17 protein-coding genes are annotated in these 21244 nt (G+C 57.3%); 9 read left to right on the top strand and 8 right to left on the bottom strand.

Annotated elements, in window-relative coordinates; all coding sequences use genetic code 11:
- Position 1: 1 nt before the first annotated feature.
- Positions 2-1585, top strand: coding sequence for an ABC transporter ATP-binding protein (locus tag IBT47_RS06855; protein WP_200559875.1), 1584 nt, complete (start codon positions 2-4; stop codon positions 1583-1585).
- Between the two features lie 28 nt (positions 1586-1613).
- Here the strand turns inward: IBT47_RS06855 and IBT47_RS06850 are convergent, their stop codons facing one another.
- From IBT47_RS06850 to IBT47_RS06835, 4 genes are all read right to left on the bottom strand, one after another.
- Positions 1614-2015, bottom strand: coding sequence for an RcnB family protein (locus tag IBT47_RS06850; RefSeq protein ID WP_200559874.1), 402 nt, complete (start codon positions 2013-2015; stop codon positions 1614-1616).
- Positions 2016-2178: 163 nt separating this feature from the next.
- Positions 2179-2955 carry an SDR family NAD(P)-dependent oxidoreductase gene (locus tag IBT47_RS06845; protein ID WP_105590985.1) on the bottom strand — a complete coding sequence of 259 codons (777 nt, stop codon included), beginning with the start codon at positions 2953-2955 and terminating at the stop codon, positions 2179-2181.
- A gap of 63 nt (positions 2956-3018) precedes the next feature.
- The gene (locus tag IBT47_RS06840) at positions 3019-4158 is read right to left on the bottom strand and encodes an iron-containing alcohol dehydrogenase (RefSeq protein WP_200559873.1); all 1140 of its coding nucleotides are present in this window, start codon (positions 4156-4158) and stop codon (positions 3019-3021) included.
- A gap of 22 nt (positions 4159-4180) precedes the next feature.
- Positions 4181-4576, bottom strand: a complete 396-nt coding sequence (locus IBT47_RS06835) for a hypothetical protein (protein WP_234471760.1) — start codon at positions 4574-4576, stop codon at positions 4181-4183.
- Positions 4577-5112: 536 nt separating this feature from the next.
- Between IBT47_RS06835 and pqqU the strand changes: the two genes are divergently transcribed.
- On the top strand, positions 5113-7221 hold the full coding sequence (pqqU, locus tag IBT47_RS06830) for a TonB-dependent receptor PqqU (RefSeq protein WP_200560055.1): 2109 nt from the start codon (positions 5113-5115) through the stop codon (positions 7219-7221).
- A gap of 168 nt (positions 7222-7389) precedes the next feature.
- Entirely contained in the window at positions 7390-9774 is a 2385-nt protein-coding gene (locus IBT47_RS06825; RefSeq protein ID WP_200559872.1) for a glucose/quinate/shikimate family membrane-bound PQQ-dependent dehydrogenase, read from the top strand.
- Between the two features lie 1164 nt (positions 9775-10938).
- Here IBT47_RS06825 and IBT47_RS06820 read toward each other — a convergent pair.
- The 4 genes from IBT47_RS06820 to IBT47_RS06810 form a co-directional block, all read right to left on the bottom strand.
- Positions 10939-11409 (bottom strand): pyridoxamine 5-phosphate oxidase, encoded by a 471-nt coding sequence (locus IBT47_RS06820; RefSeq protein ID WP_200559871.1) that lies wholly within the window; start codon positions 11407-11409, stop codon positions 10939-10941.
- Positions 11402-11527: a hypothetical protein gene (locus tag IBT47_RS27225; RefSeq protein ID WP_255569889.1), complete on the bottom strand. Its 126-nt coding sequence runs from the start codon at positions 11525-11527 to the stop codon at positions 11402-11404. The genes IBT47_RS06820 and IBT47_RS27225 overlap by 8 nt, the downstream gene beginning before the upstream one ends.
- Before the next feature lie 39 nt (positions 11528-11566).
- Positions 11567-12553 carry a LacI family DNA-binding transcriptional regulator gene (locus tag IBT47_RS06815; protein ID WP_200559870.1) on the bottom strand — a complete coding sequence of 329 codons (987 nt, stop codon included), beginning with the start codon at positions 12551-12553 and terminating at the stop codon, positions 11567-11569.
- Between the two features lie 109 nt (positions 12554-12662).
- Complete coding sequence (locus tag IBT47_RS06810) at positions 12663-13193, bottom strand: D-lyxose/D-mannose family sugar isomerase (RefSeq protein WP_200559869.1); 531 nt, start codon at positions 13191-13193, stop codon at positions 12663-12665.
- A gap of 222 nt (positions 13194-13415) precedes the next feature.
- Between IBT47_RS06810 and IBT47_RS06805 the strand changes: the two genes are divergently transcribed.
- The 6 genes from IBT47_RS06805 to arnB all read left to right on the top strand — a co-directional run bounded on the left by IBT47_RS06805 (position 13416) and on the right by arnB (position 21243).
- On the top strand, positions 13416-14450 hold the full coding sequence (locus IBT47_RS06805) for an NAD(P)-dependent alcohol dehydrogenase (protein WP_105590991.1): 1035 nt from the start codon (positions 13416-13418) through the stop codon (positions 14448-14450).
- A gap of 3 nt (positions 14451-14453) precedes the next feature.
- Complete coding sequence (gene xylB, locus IBT47_RS06800; RefSeq protein WP_200559868.1) at positions 14454-15968, top strand: xylulokinase; 1515 nt, start codon at positions 14454-14456, stop codon at positions 15966-15968.
- Positions 15965-17470, top strand: a complete 1506-nt coding sequence (locus IBT47_RS06795) for a sugar ABC transporter ATP-binding protein (RefSeq protein ID WP_200547331.1) — start codon at positions 15965-15967, stop codon at positions 17468-17470. The genes xylB and IBT47_RS06795 overlap by 4 nt, the downstream gene beginning before the upstream one ends.
- 83 nt (positions 17471-17553) lie before the next feature.
- Positions 17554-18591, top strand: a complete 1038-nt coding sequence (locus IBT47_RS06790; protein WP_105590994.1) for an ABC transporter permease — start codon at positions 17554-17556, stop codon at positions 18589-18591.
- Between the two features lie 78 nt (positions 18592-18669).
- Complete coding sequence (locus tag IBT47_RS06785; RefSeq protein ID WP_370569866.1) at positions 18670-19659, top strand: substrate-binding domain-containing protein; 990 nt, start codon at positions 18670-18672, stop codon at positions 19657-19659.
- A 444-nt stretch (positions 19660-20103) separates the two neighbouring features.
- The gene (gene arnB / locus IBT47_RS06780; protein ID WP_200559866.1) at positions 20104-21243 is read left to right on the top strand and encodes a UDP-4-amino-4-deoxy-L-arabinose aminotransferase; all 1140 of its coding nucleotides are present in this window, start codon (positions 20104-20106) and stop codon (positions 21241-21243) included.
- Position 21244: the final 1 nt, after the last annotated feature.

Genomic DNA, 21244 nt, shown 5'->3' with positions numbered 1-21244 from the left:
CATGAGCCAACAACCACTTTTACGCGTTGAGCAGCTGCGGGTCACCGCCGGGAATGCCGTGCTGGTGCAGGATATCTCCTTCACCCTGAAAAAGGGCGAGGTGCTGGGGCTGATCGGAGAGTCGGGCGCGGGGAAATCCACCATCGGTCAGGCGATCCTCGGCCATTTCCGTTTTGGCATGAAGCTCGGCGGCGGCAAAATCCATTTTGCCGGGCGCGAGCTGACCGGGCTTTCCGAACGCCAGCTACGCGGCGTGCGCGGCGCGAAAATTGCCTACGTGGCGCAGTCGGCCAGCGCGGCGTTTAACCCGGCGAAAAAGATCGGCGAGCAGGTGATCGAAGCGGCTATTCGCCATCGGATACTGAATCGTCAGCAGGCGATAGTGCGGGCGATTGAGATTTTCAGTCAGCTACAGTTGCCGCAGCCGCAGGATTTTTTCCACCGCTATCCGCATCAGGTGTCGGGCGGGCAGCTGCAGCGTGCGATGATCGCAATGGCGATCTGCGCCGGCCCTGAGTTGATTATCTTTGATGAACCGACCACCGCGCTGGATGTGACCACCCAGCTGGAAGTGCTGAAGGCGATCCGCGAAGTGATCCGCCTGACCGGAGTCGCTGCGCTGTATATCAGCCACGATTTGGCGGTGGTGGCGCAAATCAGCCAGCGCATTATGGTGCTGCGCCACGGGCGTGAGGTGGAGTGCGGCAACACCGCCGAGCTGCTGGCCGCGCCTGAGCAGGCCTATACCCGCGATCTGCTGCACAGCCACGGAGAACCGCATCAACCGCGCAGTACCACGCTGCCGTTGCTGACCGCCGAGCAGATTTCCGTTGATTATCAGGCCAACCGCGTGCTGGACGACGTCTCGTTGACCATCGGGCGGGGCCGGACTCTGGCGCTGATTGGCGAGTCGGGTGCCGGGAAATCGACGCTGGGCAGGTTGATTTGCGGGCTGGTTGCCCCCGCGCACGGCAGTGTGCGCTTTAACGGCCAGCTGCTGCCTGCTGCACTGCGCCAGCGTTCCCGCCAGCAGCTCCAGTCGGTACAGATGATCCATCAGCACCCGGACACCGCGCTGAATCCGCGGCTCACCATCGGCGTGCAGATTGCGCGCTCGATGGTCTGTCTGACCACGCTGACGCCGCTGCAGCGGCAGGCGCGAGTCAGCGAACTGCTGGAAAAGGTCGGCCTGCCGCCGCAGCTGGCGGATCGCTATCCGCACGCGCTGTCCGGTGGTCAGAAGCAGCGCGTCTGTATCGCGCGCGCACTGGCGGTCGATCCGGCACTGATTGTCTGCGATGAGCCGACTTCCGCACTCGATCCGCTGGTCGGTCGCGAAGTGCTGGCCCTGCTGAAATCGCTACAGGAAGAAACCGGCGTGTCGATGCTGTTTATCACCCACGATCTGCATGTGGTTCAGGCGGTGGCCGATGAGGTGATGGTGCTGCGCCACGGCAAGGTGGTGCGCCAGGGGCGGCTGGATCAGGTGTTTACCGCGCCGCTGGACGAGTACACCGCCCGACTGCTGCGGGCGGTGCCTGAAATGCGCGTGGGCTGGCTGGAAGAGGCTGGTGCGGTGGCATAGCTCCGCTGTCCGGCGCAGCCTATGGTCGTTACTGGTGGGCAATCACCGAAGCAATCACGCCAGTAGCGATAGCAATCAGCACGTAGTTGCCGTTCACGTTCATCCAGCGATGACCTGACGGTGGTGCTTTCAGACCGTGTTTTTTCCAGTCGTTAACCTGATAGCCTGCACCGCGATACTGCTGCGGCAGAGGGCGTCCCTTACGGAAGTCAGGCTGCTGGCGCGCGTTGTTTTCGCGCTGAGGTTGGCCGCCGTTGGCGTGCTGATTCTGCTGCGGCTGCCCGCCATTGCCCTGCTGTTGTTTCTGCTGCTGGTGCTTTATTGGCTGCTGCTGTGCGTCGCGGCCGTTGTCCGGCCCCTGGGCAAAGGCGCTCAGACTGCTGCTGGCAATCATCATTACGGATAAAGCCATAATCAGGGTCTTTTTCATCTTGTTATTCCTTTCGGTTGAATCAGTGTTCAGACAAAAGGAATGTGGCCTTCGGGCGGGTCGCTAACAAGGGTAAAAATCTGAAGAGTGTGGGTTTAACGGTTTTTTTAATTCGTCTTTACGCAAAACTGCAACGCCACCACCGGCAGCGTTGCAAGAGGGGTTAAAACGGTGTTTCGACCACGCCGCCATCCACCCGTAATGCGGCACCGGAAGTGGCGGAGGAGAGCGGTGAGCAGACGTAAGTCACCATGTTACTCACCTCTTCCACGCTGGCGGCTCGCTGGATAACTGACGTTGGACGATTGGCCTTCACAAACTCTACGCCCAGATCTTCCAGCTTCGCGCCGTTGGCCACTTCCTGCTTAAACATTTCGGCGAAACCATCGGACAGGGTTGGCCCGGGCAGCACCGCATTGACTGTCACACCCGTGCCTGCGGCGGCTTTTGCCAGACCGCGAGACAGCGCAAGCAAAGCGGTTTTGCTAACGCCATAGTGGATCATATCTGCCGGAATATTGATGGCGGATTCAGAGGAGAGGAACACCACCCGTCCCCAGCCGGATTGGATCATTTTCGGCATGTACGCGCGGCTCAGGCGCACCGCCGACATGACGTTGATATCCCAGATGTTCTGCCATAGCGCATCGTCGGTTTCAAAGAAGTCGCCACCGGGGAAAATGCCGACATTATTGACCAGGATATCGCACTGCGGTTCGGCGTTCAGCAGCGCGCTGCATCCGTCGGCGGTACCCAGATCCAGAGCATGGCCTCGTGCCCCATTGCCCAGTTCTTTGACCAGCTCATCCACCTGCTGCTGATGACGCCCGGTGATCACCACTCGTGCTCCGGCTTTTGCCAGCCCCTGAGCAATACCTTTACCGATACCTTTCGTTGAACCGGTGACGATGGCGGTTTTGCCGCTTAAATCAATCTTCATCACAATCTCCTGTGCGGTTAGGTCAGGAGAATAAGTGTAGACACGATTCAGCGGCTCTGTGAATTACCCGATGCGATAAGCCTGTTCCAGCATCCAGTGCTGTTGTTCGCGGCTGTAGCTGACCAGGGAATTCTTGCTATTGGAACGCGAAAGAATCCAGTCAACCTCATCCACCGAGAGGGGCTGAAGATCCTGCCAGAACGCCAGGCCTGCGTTAGCCATTAGCCACTGCTTTAGCTGCTCTGCGGGCTGTTCGCTGTTCTGCTGGAATAGCGCGAAGTTAAGCTCCTGCATCAATACCGCCTGCTGCGGATGCGGGTTTTCGTCCAGTAGAGTCAGGAACGGCAGCAGCAGACGGCCGCAGACCTTGCCGTGGTGGTAATCTTTGATGGCACCCAGCTCCCCGGCAATACCGTGGATCACCCCCAGCCCCGCCATGCTCAGGCTCTGGCCGCCAAGCCAGGAGGCCAGCATCATTTGCTCACGTGCTCTATCGCCCTGAGAACCGCTTTCGGTCAGCTGCGGCCAGCCGCGCACGAAGGCCTGCATGCCGCTGATGGCGGTCTGACGGGTAAACGCATTACCCTTTGATGACAGATACGCCTCGAACAGGTGGGTGAAAGCATCCACCGCGCAGCAAACCAGCACGTTATCCGGCGCGCCACGCAGCAGGTCGGGATCGAGAATGGCCACCTGCGGAACAAATTCGGGATGGCGCAGCGAGGCTTTTACTTTGATCTCTGCTTTATCCGTAATAACCGCATTTTGCGTCACTTCGCTGCCGGTTCCTGCCGTGGTCGGTACGGCGATCAGCGGCAGGGTTGCGCCACTGACCGTCGTGTCGCCGACTTTCTCCAGATAGCGCAGCGTATTTAGCGGATGCTGGCTCAGCGCCGCCACCGCTTTCGCCGCATCCAGCACGCTGCCGCCACCAATTGCGACGACGCGCTGGATTTTGCCGCGCCAGCGCGCCACCCAGCTGTCGATCTCACCGGGTGATGCTTCGTGCGGCACAATTTCAATCCCGACCAGCAGCGGTTGTACCTGATGCTCCAGGTTTTTCCAGGCATCGCTACGCAAGAAAGAACTGCCGCAGAACAGCAGGGTAGGTAAAGGTGTTTCAGTCAGCAGGCGCGGTAGCTGTTGCAGGCTGCCGCTGCCGAAGAAGGTCTGACGATTGGCGATCAGTTGGCTGGTATTCATAAACGGACTGGGGCCTTTAGGGTTACAGCTGCCCGGGTGCCGGGCAGTTGAAGGTGATCATCTGATTTTGCGGTGAATTGATAATACTGAATTGCCGATCGGAAATACGCTGCGCCAGCCAGCCGTCGCGGGTGACGGCGGAGGGAATATACAGCTCGCGATTGGTGGACTGCAGCATGCCGCTGTCCAGCGTTAAATCGGGCAGGGTGACGGAAAAAGAGTTGAAGCGGTCAACGACTAATCCCTGCACATTACCCAGCGGCTGGCCTTCAAGGCTCTGACGCTGGCCGTTACATTCCACCCCTTTATAGTCAGAAGAGCAGGCGGCAAGCAGCAGAACCAGTACGGCAGGCAGCGGACGTAAAAACGGAACAGCGGAAAGGCGCAGTGGCATCGGCCTGAGACATGAGTACGGCATTACGCATCCTGTCGGTTGGGGGATCCTTAGTATAGCGCGAGTATAGCGCGGCAGTTGTACCGGGCGAAAGCCATTGCGCACGACGGTAAATTTACACTTTCCGCTGAATAACCCTCCACTATGTAACAATATGCGGAATCGATTCTGTGATTTTGTTAACAATAGTTCGCAAAAGAATTAATGAGTGCTACAATCCTTGCGATTTTTGTGACGGATATCACATTGATGGCGATGTAATCCCCCTCTTACTGTCACATATCCCTCCGGACGGAGGGCAGGGAAAGCAGCACGGCACGGTTTACGGGCAGATTGCGCAAGGAGTTATATACTTTTTGGCGAGTCTTCTCTGTGGTGGCTGTGCATCAGCGCGTCAGGGAAGGCAGGTGCTTATTCCGGGAATACCGGGCTGATCTCATTGGCCGCATCCAATTTGCGGCGTGGGGATTCTGGTATGGGATTGAGCGTTTTTTGGTGCTTGTTAACTCCGAATCTTTCCAGTGAATAAAAATAAAACCTCTGTATTGCTGCTGACGCCGATGTTCTTCATCGCTCCTACAGCCGTCAGCTTTGCGCAAACCTCTGCAACGGCCGCTCAGGGACAGGATTCCACCCTGATGGTCATCAAACACCGTAATGGTCTGTCCGAACTGGACACCCCTGCCGCCGTCAGCGTGGTGGAGGGCGACGATCTGCGCCACAGCACGGCGCAGGTGAACCTGTCTGAAAGCCTGGGCAGCGTGCCGGGCCTGCAAATTCAGAACCGCCAGAACTACGCACAGGATCTGCAATTATCAGTGCGTGGCTTCGGCAGCCGCTCGATGTACGGCGTACGCGGCGTGCGCATCTACGTTGATGGCATTCCTGCTACCATGCCGGACGGCCAGGGCCAGACCTCGAATATCGATATCAATTCCATTGGCAAAGTGGAAGTGCTGCGCGGCCCGTATTCGGCGCTCTACGGCAACGCCTCCGGCGGCGTGGTGAATATTGACACCACCACCGGCAGCCAGCCCGCCACGCTGGAAGCAGGCACTTACTTCGGCAGTTACGGCACCTGGCGCAACAGCGTTAAGGCCAGCGGTGCAACCGGCGACGGTACTCAGGCCGGTGACGTCAACTACACCATTTCCGGTTCCCGTTTTACCACCCATGGCTTCCGCGACCATAGCGGTACGCAGAAAAGCCTCGGTAACGGCAAACTCGGCGTGCGGCTGGACGATGTCAGCACCCTGACGCTGATGTTTAACAGCGTATCGGTTGATGCTAACGATCCCGGCGGACTGAGCGAGGCCGAATACAAAGCCAATCCGAAGCAGTCGCCTCGCGGCGATCAGTACAACACGCGCAAGAGCCTTGACCAGACTCAGATTGGCCTGCGCTACCAGCGCCAGATGAGCGATAACGACGAGCTGACGTTGACCACGTGGCACGGCGAACGCCACACCACGCAGTATCAGTCCATTCCTTACGCGACGCAGCAGAACGCGGCTTATCCGGGCGGCGTGATCGTGCTGGAACGTAAATACCAGGGGATTGATACCCGCTGGAAGCATGACGACCAGCTGGGATCGATGCCGGTTTCGCTGATTGCCGGCCTGGATTATGAAACCATGACCGAGCGCCGTCAGGGCTTCCAGAACTACAACCTGGTGAACAACGTGCCGCAGTTCGGTGAGAAAGGGGATCAGCGCCGCAACGAGAAAAACACCATGTGGAATCTCGACCCCTATCTGCAAACCAGCTGGCAGCTCTCTTCCGCTTGGACGCTGGATGCCGGTCTGCGTTACAGCACGGTCAGTTTTGATTCTACCGACTACTATATTACTCAGGGCAACGGTGACGACAGCGGCAGCGCGCGCTATCACAAGCTGCTGCCGATGGGTTCGATCAACTATGCGGTGACCGATGCGTGGAATCTTTATGCTTCCGCCGGTCGTGGTTTTGAAACGCCGACCATCAACGAGCTTTCCTATCGCTCAACGTCCGGTAGCGAAACCGGCCTGAACCTTGGGCTGAAACCGGCCACCAGCGATACCTTTGAAATCGGCAGCAAAACCCGCATCGGTTACGGCCTGCTGACCGCCGCCATCTTCCAGACCAACACCGACAACGAGCTGGTGGTGGATAAGAGCCAGTACGGTCGTGCGGTGTATAAAAATGCCGGGGAAACTCGCCGCCGTGGCCTGGAGCTGGGCTTCGATCAGCAGTTCGCCCAGGACTGGCGTTTGAAAATGGCGTGGACGCTGCTGGATGCCACCTACCGCAACGAAACCTGTTCTGCCAGCGGCAGCTGCACCCCGGCGGGTAATCGCTTACCGGGTATCGCCCGCAATATGGGCTACGCCTCGCTGGAATATGCACCAGAAAGCGGCTGGCACGCCGGCGCGGATATTCGCTATTTAAGCAATATCCAGGCCGATGACGCCAACGATGCTCAGGCACCGTCCTATGCGGTAACCAGCCTGAACACCGGCTATCGCTTTAACTGGAGCCGCTGGTCGCTGGACCTGTTCGGCCGGGTGGATAACCTGTTCGATCGCCAGTACGTCGGGTCGGTGATTGTTAACGAAGGCAACGGTCGTTACTTCGAACCGGCCCCCGGACGCAACTGGGGCGGTGGCGCGACGCTGGCTTATCAGTTCTGATGATTTAACGCCGGAAGTTTAACGGCAACGGATCCAAAACGGCCCGCTAATGCCACCGGCAGCGGCGGGTCAGAACACACCGGATGGATGGCTAAACAATAACCGGGTGTTTTTAAAGATTAGGCTTACGCTTAATCGACGACTTTAAATATTGGTAAGGTTCAAATTATGCAAAGTAAAGCATCAAGGATCCTGATCCTGTTGACGACGATATTTGCCGTACTCAGCGGCCTGTATCTGTTAATTGGCGGTATCTGGTTAGCTAAACTGGGCGGTTCGCTCTACTACATTATTGCCGGTGTGATTCAGCTGATCACCGCCTTTTTGCTGTTCCGCCGCCGTGGCGCAGCGTTACTGTTGTACGCACTGTTCCTGCTCGGCACCACCATTTGGTCGCTGTGGGAAGTGGGATCGGATTTCTGGGCGCTGACTCCGCGTCTGGATGTGACCTTCTTCTTCGGCCTGTGGTTGGTTCTGCCGTTTATCTGGCGTGGCCTGAGCAGCGAAGGCGCCTTCCCGCGCACGGCGCTGGCTGGCGTGCTGGTGTTTGTGGTTATCGTGCTGGCCTACTCGGTATTTAACGATCCGCAGGAAGTGAACGGCACGCTGAGCGCTGACCAGGTTGAACAGCCTGCGCCTTCCGCTGACGGCGTTGCTGCCGGTGACTGGCCTGCCTATGGCCGCACCCAGGGCGGTACCCGTTACTCTCCGCTGAAGCAGATCACCGATAAGAACGTCGGCGAGCTGCAGCAGGCGTGGGACTTCCAGACCGGCGATTTGAAAACCGCAACCGATCCGGGTGAAATCACTAACGAAGCAACGCCGATCAAAATCGGTGATGCCCTTTACCTGTGTACTGCGCACCAGAAGCTGTTTGCGCTGGATGCCGCGACCGGTAAAGAGAAGTGGCGTTTCGATCCGAAAATGAAGACTGACCCGACGTTCCAGCACGTGACCTGTCGCGGTGTGTCTTACTACCAGACCCCGGAAGCCGCCGCGCTGCCAGCGGGTGCCAAGCCTGCGCTGTGCGCACGCCGCATCCTGCTGCCGGTGAACGACGGTAACCTGTACGCGCTGGATGCCGAAACCGGTGAACTGTGTGCGGAATTTGGTGACAACGGCAAGCTGAACCTGCAGAGCAATATGCCGTTCAACAAAGTGGGCGGCTATGAGCCAACCTCACCACCGATTGTGACACCAACCACCATCGTGATGGCCGGTGCAGTGACCGATAACTACTCCACCAAAGAACCGTCCGGCGTTGTCCGTGGTTTTGACGTGAAGACCGGTAAGCTGCTGTGGGCCTTCGATACCGGTGCTAAAGATCCAAACCTGCTGCCGGAAGCGGATCAGCACTACACGCCGAACTCGCCAAACTCCTGGGCACCGGCGGCGTATGATGCCTCGCTGGACCTGGTGTATCTGCCGATTGGCGTGTCTACCCCGGATATCTGGGGCGGTAACCGTACCCCGGAAATGGAACGTTTTGCTACCGGTCTGCTGGCGCTGAATGCGACTACCGGCAAGCTGGCCTGGTTCTACCAGACCGTGCATCACGATCTGTGGGATATGGACGTTCCGGCTCAGCCAACGCTGGCGGACATTGATGATAAGAACGGCAACAAAGTTCCGGTTATCTATGTGCCGACTAAAACCGGTGACCTGTTCGTACTGGATCGCCGTAACGGTAAGCCGGTAGTTCCTGCTCCTGAGATGAAAGTGCCGGGTGGCCCGGCGAAGGGCGATCGCCTTTCTCCAACCCAGCCTTACTCTGAGCTGAGCTTCCGTCCGAAAGAGCATCTGGCCGGTAAAGATATGTGGGGTGCCACTATCTACGATCAGCTGATCTGCCGCGTGATGTTCCATCAGCTGCGTTATGAAGGCCCGTTCACCCCGCCATCCGAGCAGGGTACGCTGGTGTTCCCGGGTAACCTGGGGATGTTCGAGTGGGGCGGTATTTCCGTTGACACCGACCGTCAGGTTGCCGTGGCAAACCCAATGGCGCTGCCGTTCGTTTCCCGTCTGGTACCGCGCGGTCCGGGTAATCCGATGGAGCCGGACGAGAACGATAAAGGCGGCACCGGCAGCGAGTCCGGTATTCAGCCACAGTACGGTGTACCGTACGGCGTGACGCTGAATCCGTTCCTGTCTCCGCTGGGCTTCCCGTGCAAGCAGCCTTCATGGGGCTACATTTCAGCGATTGACCTGAAGACTAACGATATCGTGTGGAAAAAACGTATCGGTACGGTGCGCGATAGTTCACCGATTCCGCTGCCGTTTAAAATGGGTATGCCAATGCTGGGCGGCCCGGTTTCTACTGCCGGCAACGTGTTCTTCATTGCGGCGACTGCCGATAACTATCTGCGTGCGTTTAACGTGTCTAACGGCGAGCAGCTGTGGCAGGCGCGTCTGCCAGCGGGCGGCCAGGCTACACCGATGACGTATGAAGTGAACGGTAAGCAGTACGTGGTGATTGTGGCCGGTGGTCACGGTTCGTTTGGTACGAAGATGGGCGATCATGTGATTGCTTATGCTTTGCCGGACAGTAAGTAAGCGTGTTATTCGGGGCGGGCCTGAGGGTTCGCTTCTGAGATAGCGTTGAGGGCGGCCGTTTTTACGGTCGCCTTTTTTTATCTGCGGTTTTGGAAAATCGGTGCCGTTGTGACTGTGCTGACGGTGACTGCTGTGACTACGCTGGCTGGTTGTGCCCCCGGTCGGGCGGTCCTCGCGCCGCGTTGCGGTTCCTTCACTTCGTTCGTCAGCCTACCGGACCGGCACAGACGCGCGTCCTGCGCGGCTGTGCCTTTCGCCCACGTCCATGTGGGCGAATCCTGGCTTTCCTCTCTGCGTTCAGCGCTGCGGATTGCCCGCCCGAGGGAACAACCAGCCTGCTTGCTGACTTCTGTGTTTTCTGAAGGATGAGTCCTGGCTTTCCTCTCTGCGTTCAGCGCTGCGGATTGCCCGCCCGGGGGCACAGCCAGCCTGCTTGCTGACTTCTGTGTTTTCTGAAGGATGAGTCCTGATTTTTCTCTGCGTTCAGTGTTGCGGATTGCCCGATCGGTGGCACAACCAGCCTGCTTGCTGACTTCTGTGTTTTTTGAAGGATGAGTCCCGGTTTTTTCTCTACGTTCGGAGCTGCGGCTTACCCGTTGTGGCAGTAACCCGTCAGCGCCGTGACTTTGGTGCTGTCTTCATATAGGAAAGCATCTGTTTTGTGCATTGATGTGTTCAGACGAAAATCGGTGATGCGGCTCTTGGTTGCATTCTGGCCAGAAGGTATTTGCTGAAACTCTTTGGTCTCCTTTCACCTCATGGTCGCTGAACTGCAATGCTGAATATCCTAGCCTGAACCGTTTACCGGGCGGCGATAACAATGAAATGAAGGTGCACAGCCTCTGCCGGGGATGCCGGGCAATCCGCAGCGCTGAGGTGGAAGCAGATGGCCAGGAGACGCCAACATGGACGTTGGCGTCAGGCGAAGTCGGGTCAGGGATGACACGTCTTCGCCGGTCCGACCGGCCAGATGCTGTAACCGAAGGCATCACGCAGCGCGTGACGTGAGGACCGACCGGAAGCCCCGGCAGAGGCTGGGAACCCGGCACGGATTTATCAGCGACAAAATCGCAGGTCCGCCCGACCTGAAGCTCCGGCAGAGGCTGGGAACCCCACACCAGCCTATTAGCGACAATATCACCGAACCGATTTCATCAGCGACAATCAATCACCAGGCAGCGCCTTCAACTGCGCAATCTGCTGCCGCCAGCGCGCTACCGCTCCCGCCTCATCCTTCAGACTGAACGTCACCCCGCTGGTTACCGTCGCATAGGGCGCACGGTGAATCACCACCTGCTGTACGGCGGCATCAAACACCGCCAGCTGAAGATCGGTAATCGTTTCCTCACGCTTATGCGCCAGCGCCTGAATCTCAATCACCGCGCCGTCATCGACCAGCGCCAGAGTCATTTTCCCGTCGCGGGCCAGATTGGCGGTGGTGGTGGAACCGGGCCAGATGGCGAAACGTAGCTGCTGCGGAGAAACAGCGATGATCTCCCCCACGCTCAACTGCGCCGCATACGGCCAGCCGTTGCTGCCAACACTGGAAAGACGAATCGCCTGATGCAGATGGCTGTCCGGCAGTGAGCCATCCAGCAGGGTCAGCAGCGTTTCAGGTAAAAAGGTGTCACTCATCAAAAACTCCATGTGAAAATTCAGCATCAGCATCAGCATCAGCATCAGCATCAGCATCAGCATCAGCATCAAGACTCGTATTCTTTACATCCAGCGGCCAAAGCCAGCGATGAGCCATGACTCTAACGTTGCAGACGACAAGAACCCGATATCGTCCTTATCCGGCCAGCATTTTCCCGCGAACAATCACCTTGCCGGGCTTGATATCACTCTCGGTCGCGCGGCGAATCGCCAGATTAATCACCTGCCAGGCCATCTCGTGCAGATCGTGGGAAATGCAGGGGAAATTAAAGCCGTAGATCGCCGCATGGGAAACCTCATCAATGCTGAACAGCGACACATCTTTCATCGGCTGAAGCTGACGATCGATGCAGGATTTAATAATCCCCAGTGAGATTTGGTTGTTACAGCCAACAAAAAAGTCCGGCGGTGGGTTGTTTTGCAGATAATCACTGGTGATGCTGGCGGCGATATCCATATAAAAATCGGCGTACAGCACCTCGAAGCTGGCGACTTTACCCGCCAGCGCGGCGCTCAGCCCGGTCACGCGTTCGCGCGCCACGTTGGAATCTTCCGGGCCGGAAACCACCACCACCCGCTGCGCTTTTCGATCCAGTAAATAACGCCCCGCCTGCAGGCCGCAGTCCAGATTATCGATATACACCCCGCTGCACGAACTGATATCCAGTTCGCGATCCACCAGGATCACCGGGATATTTAACGCTTCCAGCTGCGCCATATAGGCAGGTTGATAGTTGCGATCCGAAGAGATCACCGACAGCACAATCGCATCAACGTTATAGCCAATCAGCTTGTCAATGATGCGATTTTCATGCTCTTGCGACTCACGGGAATCGAAAATCAGCGTATCGTAGCCCGCTTTTTCCGCTTCCAGCGTCATCATCCGGGTCAGCCCGCCAAAGAACGGATTGCCCATATCCGGGTTAACGATGCCAATGGTTTTACTGTCCCGCGCACGCAGGTTACGCGCGGCGGTGTTGACCACGTACCCCATCTCTGAAGCGGTTTCCAGTACCCGCTTCAACGTTTCAGGATGCACCTTGTCCGGATGAGAGAACGCACGCGACACGGTAATTTTACTGACGTTTGATTGTGCGGCAACGCTCGACAGCGTGGCCTTCATTTTCCGGCCTGGCGGCAATTTGTGCTCCTGATTCTTCGAATATCATTTTGTACCATTACCGTATCATGACAGATCGCCAGACCTGAAGCGAGTCAATCCTTGCAGGCGTTTATCCCAGGCGGTTTACCCGGGGATCGGTAAAGACATCCAGATCGTCGCGGCTTTCCGAAGAGAATTCAGATACCACCGCGCCGCGCTCACCCGCCTGGAACCAGTGACGGGTATTAGGTGCAATAGTGTACTGCTCACCCGGTCGCAGCAAAATGTAATTTCCTGCTGTATACCACTGTTCCGCACCTTCCGGCGGCTGGCCGATGCCTGCCGAAGAAGGCAGGCTGTCGTCGTCAACAAACAGCCAGACCTCGCCCCAGCGGCAGCGGAAGGTTTCCTGTTTGCCCGGCGTGCCGTCAAACGGCGGATGCAGATGTTCAGGGCAGGTCTGGCGTGGGAACAGCACCAGCTCCTTGGCGCAGTAGCGCGGCGTATTAATGTAGGTCAGCAATTGCAGGCCGGATATCGGGTAGTCCGGCAGTCCGAAGGTGGCAATTTCAATCTGCTGCTGCTCGGCCTCGGTAAGCTGAATGCTGGCCTGTTGCAGATAATCGCGGGTCTGTTCAATGGCCTGTTGACGCGTATTCATGATCTTCCTCCGGAGATAAAAACTGGTATCGGTAACATCGTAAAAACGATCCCTGGATCGTTTTTATTGCCTCTCATGCGCCATTATCCGCCTCGAAACGATGTTTCAGTAATGAAAAAGCCAAAAATTTAACCGGAGTCACACATTTTTAACCCCGAATCCGATATTGTCGCTGTCATATTAATGTTATCGATACCATTTAGATATCACCGGGAGCCGAATATGAAAGCGTTAGTTCTTGCAGAAGCAGGCAAAATTGCCATTGAAGATCGTCAGTTTGATGAGCAGCTGGGCGACACCGATGTTGAGATCAAGATCCATTCTGTCGGGATCTGCGGCAGTGATGTGCACTACTACCAGCACGGACGTATCGGGCCATTCGTGGTGGAAGCGCCGATGGTGCTGGGCCATGAAGCCTCCGGTGTGGTGCTGGCGGTCGGCAAAGGCGTGAAGCATTTACAGCCTGGCGATCGCGTGTGCATGGAACCGGGCATTCCGGATATGCAGTCGGCGCAGTCGCGGGCCGGGATCTATAACCTCGACCCGGCGGTACGCTTCTGGGCTACGCCACCGATCCACGGCTGCCTGCGTGAAACGGTGATCCACCCTGCGGCATTTACCTTTAAGCTGCCGGACAACGTCAGCTTTGCCGAGGGGGCGATGGTCGAACCGCTGGCAATCGGTATGCATGCCGCCACTAAAGCGGCGATCAAGCCGGGCGATATCGCCCTGGTGATCGGTGCCGGTCCTATTGGCGTGGTGACCGCGCTGGCGGCGCTGGCGGGCGGCTGTTCCGACGTGATTATCTGCGACCTGTTTGATGAAAAACTCCAGGTGGCGGCGAACTACGAAGGCCTGCACGCGGTAAATATCAAAAGCGGTCAGCTGGCTGCCACCGTGGCGCGCCTGACCAGCGGCAACGGCGTTGATGTGGTGTTTGAGTGCAGCGGCGCGAAGCCAGCGATTGCCGGGATCAGCGAACATATTGCTCCGGGCGGCACCGCAGTGCTGGTTGGCATGCCTATTGACGCCGCGCCGATGGATATCGTGGCGGCCCAGGCCAAAGAAGTGACCTTCAAGACGATTTTCCGCTACGCCAATATGTATCCGCGCACCCTGCGCCTGCTCAGTTCCGGCAAGCTGCGCGTTCAGCCGCTGATTTCACAAACCTATAAGTTTGTCGACAGCGTGGCGGCGTTTGAACGGGCGGCGGCGGGTAACCCTGACGACATCAAAATTATGCTGGAAATGGAGTAAGTCATGGCGCTGTATGCGGGCATTGACTGCGGTACCCAGGGTACCAAAGTGGTGATTGTTGATGACCAGAGCGGGACTCTCCTCGGTAGCGGTAGCGCGTCACATCAGCTGATCAGTGATTCATCCGGGCGGCGCGAGCAGCAGGCTGAATGGTGGACTGACGCACTGATCGCTGCCTTTAAGCAGGCAACGGTGGCAGCGGGCGTGGACCCGCAGCAGATTGCTGCACTGTCGGTTTCCGGCCAGCAGCACGGTTTCGTGGCGCTGGATGATGCCGGAGAGGTGCTGCACGCGGTCAAACTGTGGTGCGACACCAGTACCGCCGATGAAAACGCCTGGCTGCTGGAACAGCTGGGTGGAGAACAGGGCTCACTGGATCGGCTTGGACTGACGGTCGCCACCGGCTATACCGCCTCAAAAATCGTCTGGTTTAAACAGCAGCATCCTGAACTGTGGCAGCGGCTGGCAACGGTGCTGCTTCCGCACGATTATCTGAACTTCTGGCTGACCGATGTGCGCTGCGCCGAGTACGGCGATGCTTCCGGCAGCGGACTGTTTGATATCCGCCAGCGCTGCTGGGATCGCCACACGGTGGAACTGATCGACGACAGCGGCCGCCTGTGGAATGCGCTGCCGCCGCTGATTTCAGCCGAACGGCCGGTGGGCACAGTGTGCGAACGGGCGATGGCTGCACTGGGTCTGCGTCCGGGTACGCTGGTGGCCAGCGGCGGCGGTGACAATATGATGGCGGCTATCGGTACGGGCAATATCCAGCCCGGGATACTGACCATGAGCCTTGGCACATCCGGTACGCTGTTTGCCTGTTCTGACAGCCCCGTGGTGGCGGATTCCGCGATGATCGCCGGATTCTGCTCCAGTACCAACGGCTGGCTGCCGCTGATTTGTACCATGAATGTGACCTCGGCGACGACCACCGTACAGCATCTGCTGAATCAGGACCTGGCATCGTTTAACCAGGCGCTGGAACAGGCGGAGCCGGGCGCGGGCGGGATGCTGCTGCTGCCGTTCTTCAACGGCGAGCGCGTTCCGGAACTGCCGGCGGCGAAAGCCAGTCTGCACAATCTGGACAGCGATAATCTGACCCCGGCGAACCTCTGTCTGGCGGTGGTGGAAGGGGCGACCTACGGCCTGCGCTTCGGGCTGGATCTGTTCCGCCAGCAGGGCGTGGCGGTGGGTGAGATCCGTCTGACCGGCGGCGGGGCTAACAGCCCGCGCTGGCGGCAGATTGTCGCCGACGTGATGGGCTGCCCGGTGGTGTGCCTGCATGAAAAAGAGAGTGCGGCGCTGGGCGCGGCGATCCAGGCCATCTGGTGCCATCGGCTGCACGGCGGTAGCGAGTGCTCCCCGGCCGCGCTGCTTGCCGAACTGAGCCAGCAGTTTGTGCGGCTGGACGAAAGCAGCCGCGCGCAGCCTGACGCTGATCGCACACGCCGCTATGCCGATCTCTATCAGCGCTACCTGCATTTACTGCACAAAGAGTACGAGGTGAGTTTATGAGTCAGTCAGCCGGAGGAGAGCAGTCCGCTTATCTGCTGGAGGTCAGCGGCGTGAAGAAGAGCTTCGGGCCGGTAGTGGCGCTGAAGAATGCTGAATTCTGCCTGCGGCGGGGATCGATCCACGCCCTGTGCGGCGGCAACGGCGCGGGGAAATCGACGTTTCTCAGCATTCTGATGGGGTTTGTTCAACCCGACAGCGGCGATATCTTTATCAACGGCAAGCGCTGTGAGTTCTCTCATCCGAAAGAGGCGCTGGCGGCCGGCATTGCTATCGTCCAGCAGGAACTCAGCACCATTGCTGACCTGACCGTAGCCGAAAATATCTGGCTGGGACGCGAGCCGCGCCGCTTTGGTTTTGTGGATTTCCGCCGGATGAATCAGCAGACCGCCGATCTGCTGGCGGATCTGCACTTCACCCTGTCGCCGACCGAGAAGATGCGCAATCTCAGCGTGGCGGAGCAGCAGCTGGTGGAGATCGCCAAGGCGCTGTCGCACGCCAACGCCGACATCATCATTATGGATGAACCGACCTCGGCGATTGGCGAAGAGGACGTGCAGAAGATTTTCCAGGTGATCACCCGGCTGGCGCAGAAGGGCAAGGGGATTATCTATGTTTCGCACCGGCTGGCGGAAATTTTCCAGATTGCTGACAGCTACACCATTTTCCGCGACGGCAGTTATATCCACGAAGGCCTGCTGAGCGATATCACCCGCGAACAGCTGATTGAACACATTATCGGCGGCGAGTTTGAAAACGAGTTCGCCAAGTTCAATCGCCCCGGCGATGAAGTGATGATGCAGGTGAATAACCTGAGCTGGGGAAGGAAGGTGCGGGATATCAGCCTGACGCTGAAGCGCGGAGAAATTCTCGGTATTTATGGCCTGGTGGGTTCAGGGCGCAGTGAGTTTCTCGATCTGATATTTGGCATTCGCCACGCCGACAGCGGAACGGTGCAGCTGGGCGGCAAAACCCTGGCGCGGCATTCGCCGAAGGAGTCGATTGCCAGCGGCATTGCCTATGTGACGGAAGATCGCAAAGAAACCGGGCTGGTGCTGTGTCGTTCGGTAAACGAAAACATCAATATTGCCTCGTTCCAGGATATCAGCCGGGGAGGGTTTATCAGCGATCGCCGCGAGCAGCAGCGTACCCGCGAGATGATCCAGCGTTTTAACGTCAAAACTCCGGACGGCGATCAACTGGTGGGCAATCTGAGCGGCGGTAATCAGCAGAAAGTGGTGCTGGGGCGCTGGGCGCTGGTCGATCCGCAGGTGATGCTGCTGGATGAACCGACGCGCGGCATTGATGTCGGCGCGAAAAAAGAGATTTATCGCTTTATGTCAGAATTCGCCCTGAAGGATCGCGGAATTATTATGGTTTCCTCCGAGCTGTCGGAAATTATTGGCATGAGCGATCGCATCCTTGTCTTTAAAGATGGTGCACTGGCCGGGGAATTATCGGCTGACAATGTTACCCAGGCGGAATTAATGAAGCTGGCGGTGTAAATCCGCTTTAACTATCTGGCGGGAATCAATGGCCGTTAATTATCCGGCCTCTGAATTCTGACCGGCTTAAAAGAGAAAAAATGATGAACTCGACTCATTCACTGACACCTGGGTTGTCTTTATTCGCCCGAAATAAGCGTCACCTGCATAAATATGGCATTATTATTGCATTCTTCGTTCTGTGCCTGGTGGTAACGGCAATTGGTGAAGTTCAGGTTGCCAAAGGCGCCTGGAGCAGTAATTACTTCCTCAGTAATGAAAATATGCTGATTGTTCTGCGCCAGATTTCAATTAACGGCATTCTGGCCATCGGTATGACCTTTGTGATTATTACTGCCGGGGTGGATCTGTCGGTAGGGTCGGTGCTGGCGCTGAGCGGCATCGTGGCCGCGCGCTTTGCCACCACCAATACCGGGCTGGCAATTGGCGATACCGCCCATGCGGTGCTGATGCCGCTGATTATCGCGCTGGGCATCGGCATTGTCTGCGGTCTGCTGAACGGCACGATTCTGGCGCGCTACCGCCTGCAGCCGTTTATCGTCACCATGGGCATGCTCTCTGCGGCGCGCGGTCTGGCGCTGCTGACCACCGACGGTAACCCGGTCTCGCAGCTTAATTCAGACTTCCGCTGGTTAGGCAATGGCTACGTGTTGGGCATTCCGGTGCCGGTGATCCTGTTTGTGGTGCTGTTCGCTCTGGCCTGGGTATTGCTGAATAAAACCCTGTTTGGCCGCTACGTTTACGCGGTGGGCGGTAACCAGAAAAGCGCCCGCACTTCAGGCATCAGCGTGGTGAAAATTAAGGTGCTGGTATACACCCTGTGTGGCGCACTGGCCGGGATTGCCGGGCTGATCCTCACCGCTCGCACCGGTTCTGCGCAGACCAACGCCGGGGCAGCCTACGAGCTGGATGCCATCGCCGCCGTGGTGATTGGCGGTACCAGCATGGCCGGAGGTGTGGGAACGCTGGTCGGTACGCTGTTCGGTATTTTAATTATCGGCGTAATGAATAACGGCCTGGATCTGCTCGGCGTGCAGTCTTATTACCAGCAGATTATTAAAGGCGCATTAATTGTGGTTGCCGTACTGCTCGATCCGTCGCGTAAACAACAGCGCGATTAAAACTGTGTTCGCGGAATAAATAAATAGCCTGTTTAACAGGTGAGTATCCTACAAAAACCAGGAGTTAAAATGCATAAGATGACGAAAATAGCCCTGCTGACCTCCGGCCTGTTAATGGGCAGCATGGCCGCTCACGCCGCACCGGTTAAAATTGCCGTGCTGATGTACGGAATGAAAGCGGAATTTGTCCAACTGATGGAAAAAGCCGGTAAAGAACATCCGGCGGTAAAAAGCGGTGACGTACAGTTAACCGTTTACGATGGTCGTTACGATCCGCTGGTGCAGAACAACCAGGCGGAAACCGCCATTCAGACCCACGTCGATGCGATTATTATTAACCCGATGGACTACGAAGCGAATATCGACGTGGTGACCATGGCCAACGAAGCGAAAATTCCGGTGGTGGTGACCAATGCCCGCCTGAATACCGACAAGATGACCTCCGAAGTGGTGTCCGATGACGTACTGGGCGGCTATATGGAAGCCAAAGCAGTGCTGAAGAAAATGAACTGCAAAGGCAACGTGGTGATTATTGAAGGACCGAAGGGCGGCAGCGGTGAGATCCAGCGCGGCCAGGGCAACGATAAAGCCATCGCCGAATGCGGTGCCGGTAACGTGAAGGTGCTGGAGCGTAAAACGGCCAACTGGTCACGCGCCGAAGCACTGCCGCTGATGGAAAACTGGTTACAAAAACACCGTGGACAGATTAACGGCGTGATCGCGCAGAACGATGAAATGGCGCTGGGCGCGATTGAAGCGATCAAGGGTGCCAATCTGAATGTGAAAGACTTTGCGATCGCCGGTGTGGACGGCGTTTCCGATGCGATCCGTGCGGTGCAGGCGGGTGAGATGGTCTCCATTCTGCAGGATGCACACGCGCAGATGCAGGGTTCGATCGACGTGGCGCTGCGTGCGGTGAAGGGCGACAGCTATCAGCCGCAGTCGACCATCTGGAAACAGTACGAAGGTAAAATGGCCTGGGACGACGGCAAATCAAAACGCTACTCCGTGCCGTGGACCGAAGTGACGCCGGAAAATGCTACCCAGCTGCTGGACGCACGTAAGTAATCTGCCGCCGGGCCACCTTGAGTTAGCGGGTGGCCCTGTTTTTGCTTGTGTCTCTGCCGCAATATTCACAAATGTTTTGTGACAAAAATATGAAGTTTATTTTATAGTTCAGCTTTATCCTGGTAGATTGTTTTTTGTTCTGCCATCTTTAGATAAACGGCACGACAACCAACCTGATTTAATCTTCCGCCGACAGATGTTCTTAATCTTCCCCTAAGAAAATTCATTTATGCTCTGTGTATAGTCGCGAGGCTAAGATAACTCGCCTATTGTTAGTGAGTTACTGTCTCGGTCTGTTTTCGTGGCTAACGGTGATGTTTTTACCGTTGGCGTTTTCACGGGGCTATCCCAACTATCATCCACTTTTCCCGAGGTGCGGTTTTGCACGCCCCACGGTTAATTTCTGCCAGCTTATTGGTGATAACTGTTTAGTGAGATTAATCAATGTTGGAGTTTTTACCTTTTTCCCGCCCGGCGATGGGCAGTGAAGAACTTGACGCGCTGGCAGAGGTTTTGCGCTCAGGTTGGATCACCACCGGACCTAAAAATCAACAGCTTGAGCAGGAATTTTGCCAGTTAACCGGTAACAGTCATGCCATTGCCGTCAGTTCAGCGACCGCCGGGATGCACGTCACGCTGATGGCACTGGGTATTCAGGCGGGCGACGAAGTCATTACGCCGTCGATGACCTGGGTTTCCACGCTGAATATGATTGCGCTGCTGGGTGCCACACCGGTGATGATCGACGTCGACCGCGATACGCTGATGGTGACCCCTGAATTGATTGAAGCGGCGATCACCCCGCGAACCAAAGCCATTATTCCCGTGCACTATGCCGGTGTGCCGGCGGATATCGACGCGATTCACGCGCTGGGTAAACGCTACGGCATTGCCGTGATTGATGATGCTGCCCACGCCGCCGGCACCTTCTATCAGGGCCGCCACGTGGGAGCGACGGGAACGGCGATTTTCTCTTTCCACGCCATTAAAAACATGAGCTGCGCCGAAGGTGGCCTGGTGGTCACCGACGATGCGGCTCTGGCTGACCGCGTGCGCAGTCTGAAGTTTCACGGGCTGGGGGTTGATGCCTACGATCGCCAGACTCACGGCCGTGCGCCGCAGGCGGAAGTGATCGCGCCAGGGTACAAATACAACCTGGCCGATCTGAATGCCGCTATTGCCCTGGTGCAGCTGAAAAAACTGGCGCAGCATAACGCCCGCCGCGAGCAGATTGCCCGGCGCTATCTGCTTGAACTTGCCGATACGCCGTTCCTGCCGCTGAAGCAGCCCGACTGGCCGCACCAGCACGCCTGGCATCTGTTTATTCTGCGCATCGATCCGCAAACCTGCGGCCTCAGCCGCGATGAGCTGATGCAGCGCCTGAAGGAACAGGGCATCGGCAGCGGGCTGCATTTCCGTGCGGCCCACACGCAAAAATATTACCGCGAACGCTTCCCTGACTTAATGCTCCCCAATACGGAGTGGAATTCCGCGCGCATTTGTTCCATCCCGCTGTTCCCGACGATGACCGATGAAGATACCGATCGCGTTATCGCCGCACTGCGCCAGATTGCAGGTAAATAAG

This window comes from Erwinia sp. S43 (assembly GCF_016624745.1).
GTDB classification, from domain to species: domain Bacteria; phylum Pseudomonadota; class Gammaproteobacteria; order Enterobacterales; family Enterobacteriaceae; genus Erwinia; species Erwinia coffeiphila.
The sequence above is the reverse complement of the archived record's forward strand: the minus strand, read 5'-3'. Positions and strand labels throughout refer to the sequence as shown.

What these genes read in the sequence shown, in the direction of transcription:
- IBT47_RS06795 (WP_200547331.1), top strand. Translation starts at nt 15,965, where the DNA reads ATGAGTCAGTCAGCCGGAGGAGAGCAGTCCGCTTATCTGCTGGAGGTC.
- IBT47_RS06785 (WP_370569866.1), top strand. Translation starts at nt 18,670, where the DNA reads ATGACGAAAATAGCCCTGCTGACCTCCGGCCTGTTAATGGGCAGCATG.
- IBT47_RS06825 (WP_200559872.1), top strand. Translation starts at nt 7,390, where the DNA reads ATGCAAAGTAAAGCATCAAGGATCCTGATCCTGTTGACGACGATATTT.
- IBT47_RS06845 (WP_105590985.1), bottom strand. Translation starts at nt 2,955, where the DNA reads ATGAAGATTGATTTAAGCGGCAAAACCGCCATCGTCACCGGTTCAACG.
- IBT47_RS06815 (WP_200559870.1), bottom strand. Translation starts at nt 12,553, where the DNA reads ATGAAGGCCACGCTGTCGAGCGTTGCCGCACAATCAAACGTCAGTAAA.
- pqqU (WP_200560055.1), top strand. Translation starts at nt 5,113, where the DNA reads ATGTTCTTCATCGCTCCTACAGCCGTCAGCTTTGCGCAAACCTCTGCA.
- IBT47_RS06855 (WP_200559875.1), top strand. Translation starts at nt 2, where the DNA reads ATGAGCCAACAACCACTTTTACGCGTTGAGCAGCTGCGGGTCACCGCC.
- xylB (WP_200559868.1), top strand. Translation starts at nt 14,454, where the DNA reads ATGGCGCTGTATGCGGGCATTGACTGCGGTACCCAGGGTACCAAAGTG.
- IBT47_RS06820 (WP_200559871.1), bottom strand. Translation starts at nt 11,409, where the DNA reads ATGAGTGACACCTTTTTACCTGAAACGCTGCTGACCCTGCTGGATGGC.
- IBT47_RS06805 (WP_105590991.1), top strand. Translation starts at nt 13,416, where the DNA reads ATGAAAGCGTTAGTTCTTGCAGAAGCAGGCAAAATTGCCATTGAAGAT.
- IBT47_RS27225 (WP_255569889.1), bottom strand. Translation starts at nt 11,527, where the DNA reads ATGGCTCATCGCTGGCTTTGGCCGCTGGATGTAAAGAATACGAGTCTT.
- IBT47_RS06790 (WP_105590994.1), top strand. Translation starts at nt 17,554, where the DNA reads ATGAACTCGACTCATTCACTGACACCTGGGTTGTCTTTATTCGCCCGA.
- IBT47_RS06840 (WP_200559873.1), bottom strand. Translation starts at nt 4,158, where the DNA reads ATGAATACCAGCCAACTGATCGCCAATCGTCAGACCTTCTTCGGCAGC.
- IBT47_RS06810 (WP_200559869.1), bottom strand. Translation starts at nt 13,193, where the DNA reads ATGAATACGCGTCAACAGGCCATTGAACAGACCCGCGATTATCTGCAA.
- IBT47_RS06835 (WP_234471760.1), bottom strand. Translation starts at nt 4,576, where the DNA reads ATGCCGTACTCATGTCTCAGGCCGATGCCACTGCGCCTTTCCGCTGTT.
- IBT47_RS06850 (WP_200559874.1), bottom strand. Translation starts at nt 2,015, where the DNA reads ATGAAAAAGACCCTGATTATGGCTTTATCCGTAATGATGATTGCCAGC.
- arnB (WP_200559866.1), top strand. Translation starts at nt 20,104, where the DNA reads ATGTTGGAGTTTTTACCTTTTTCCCGCCCGGCGATGGGCAGTGAAGAA.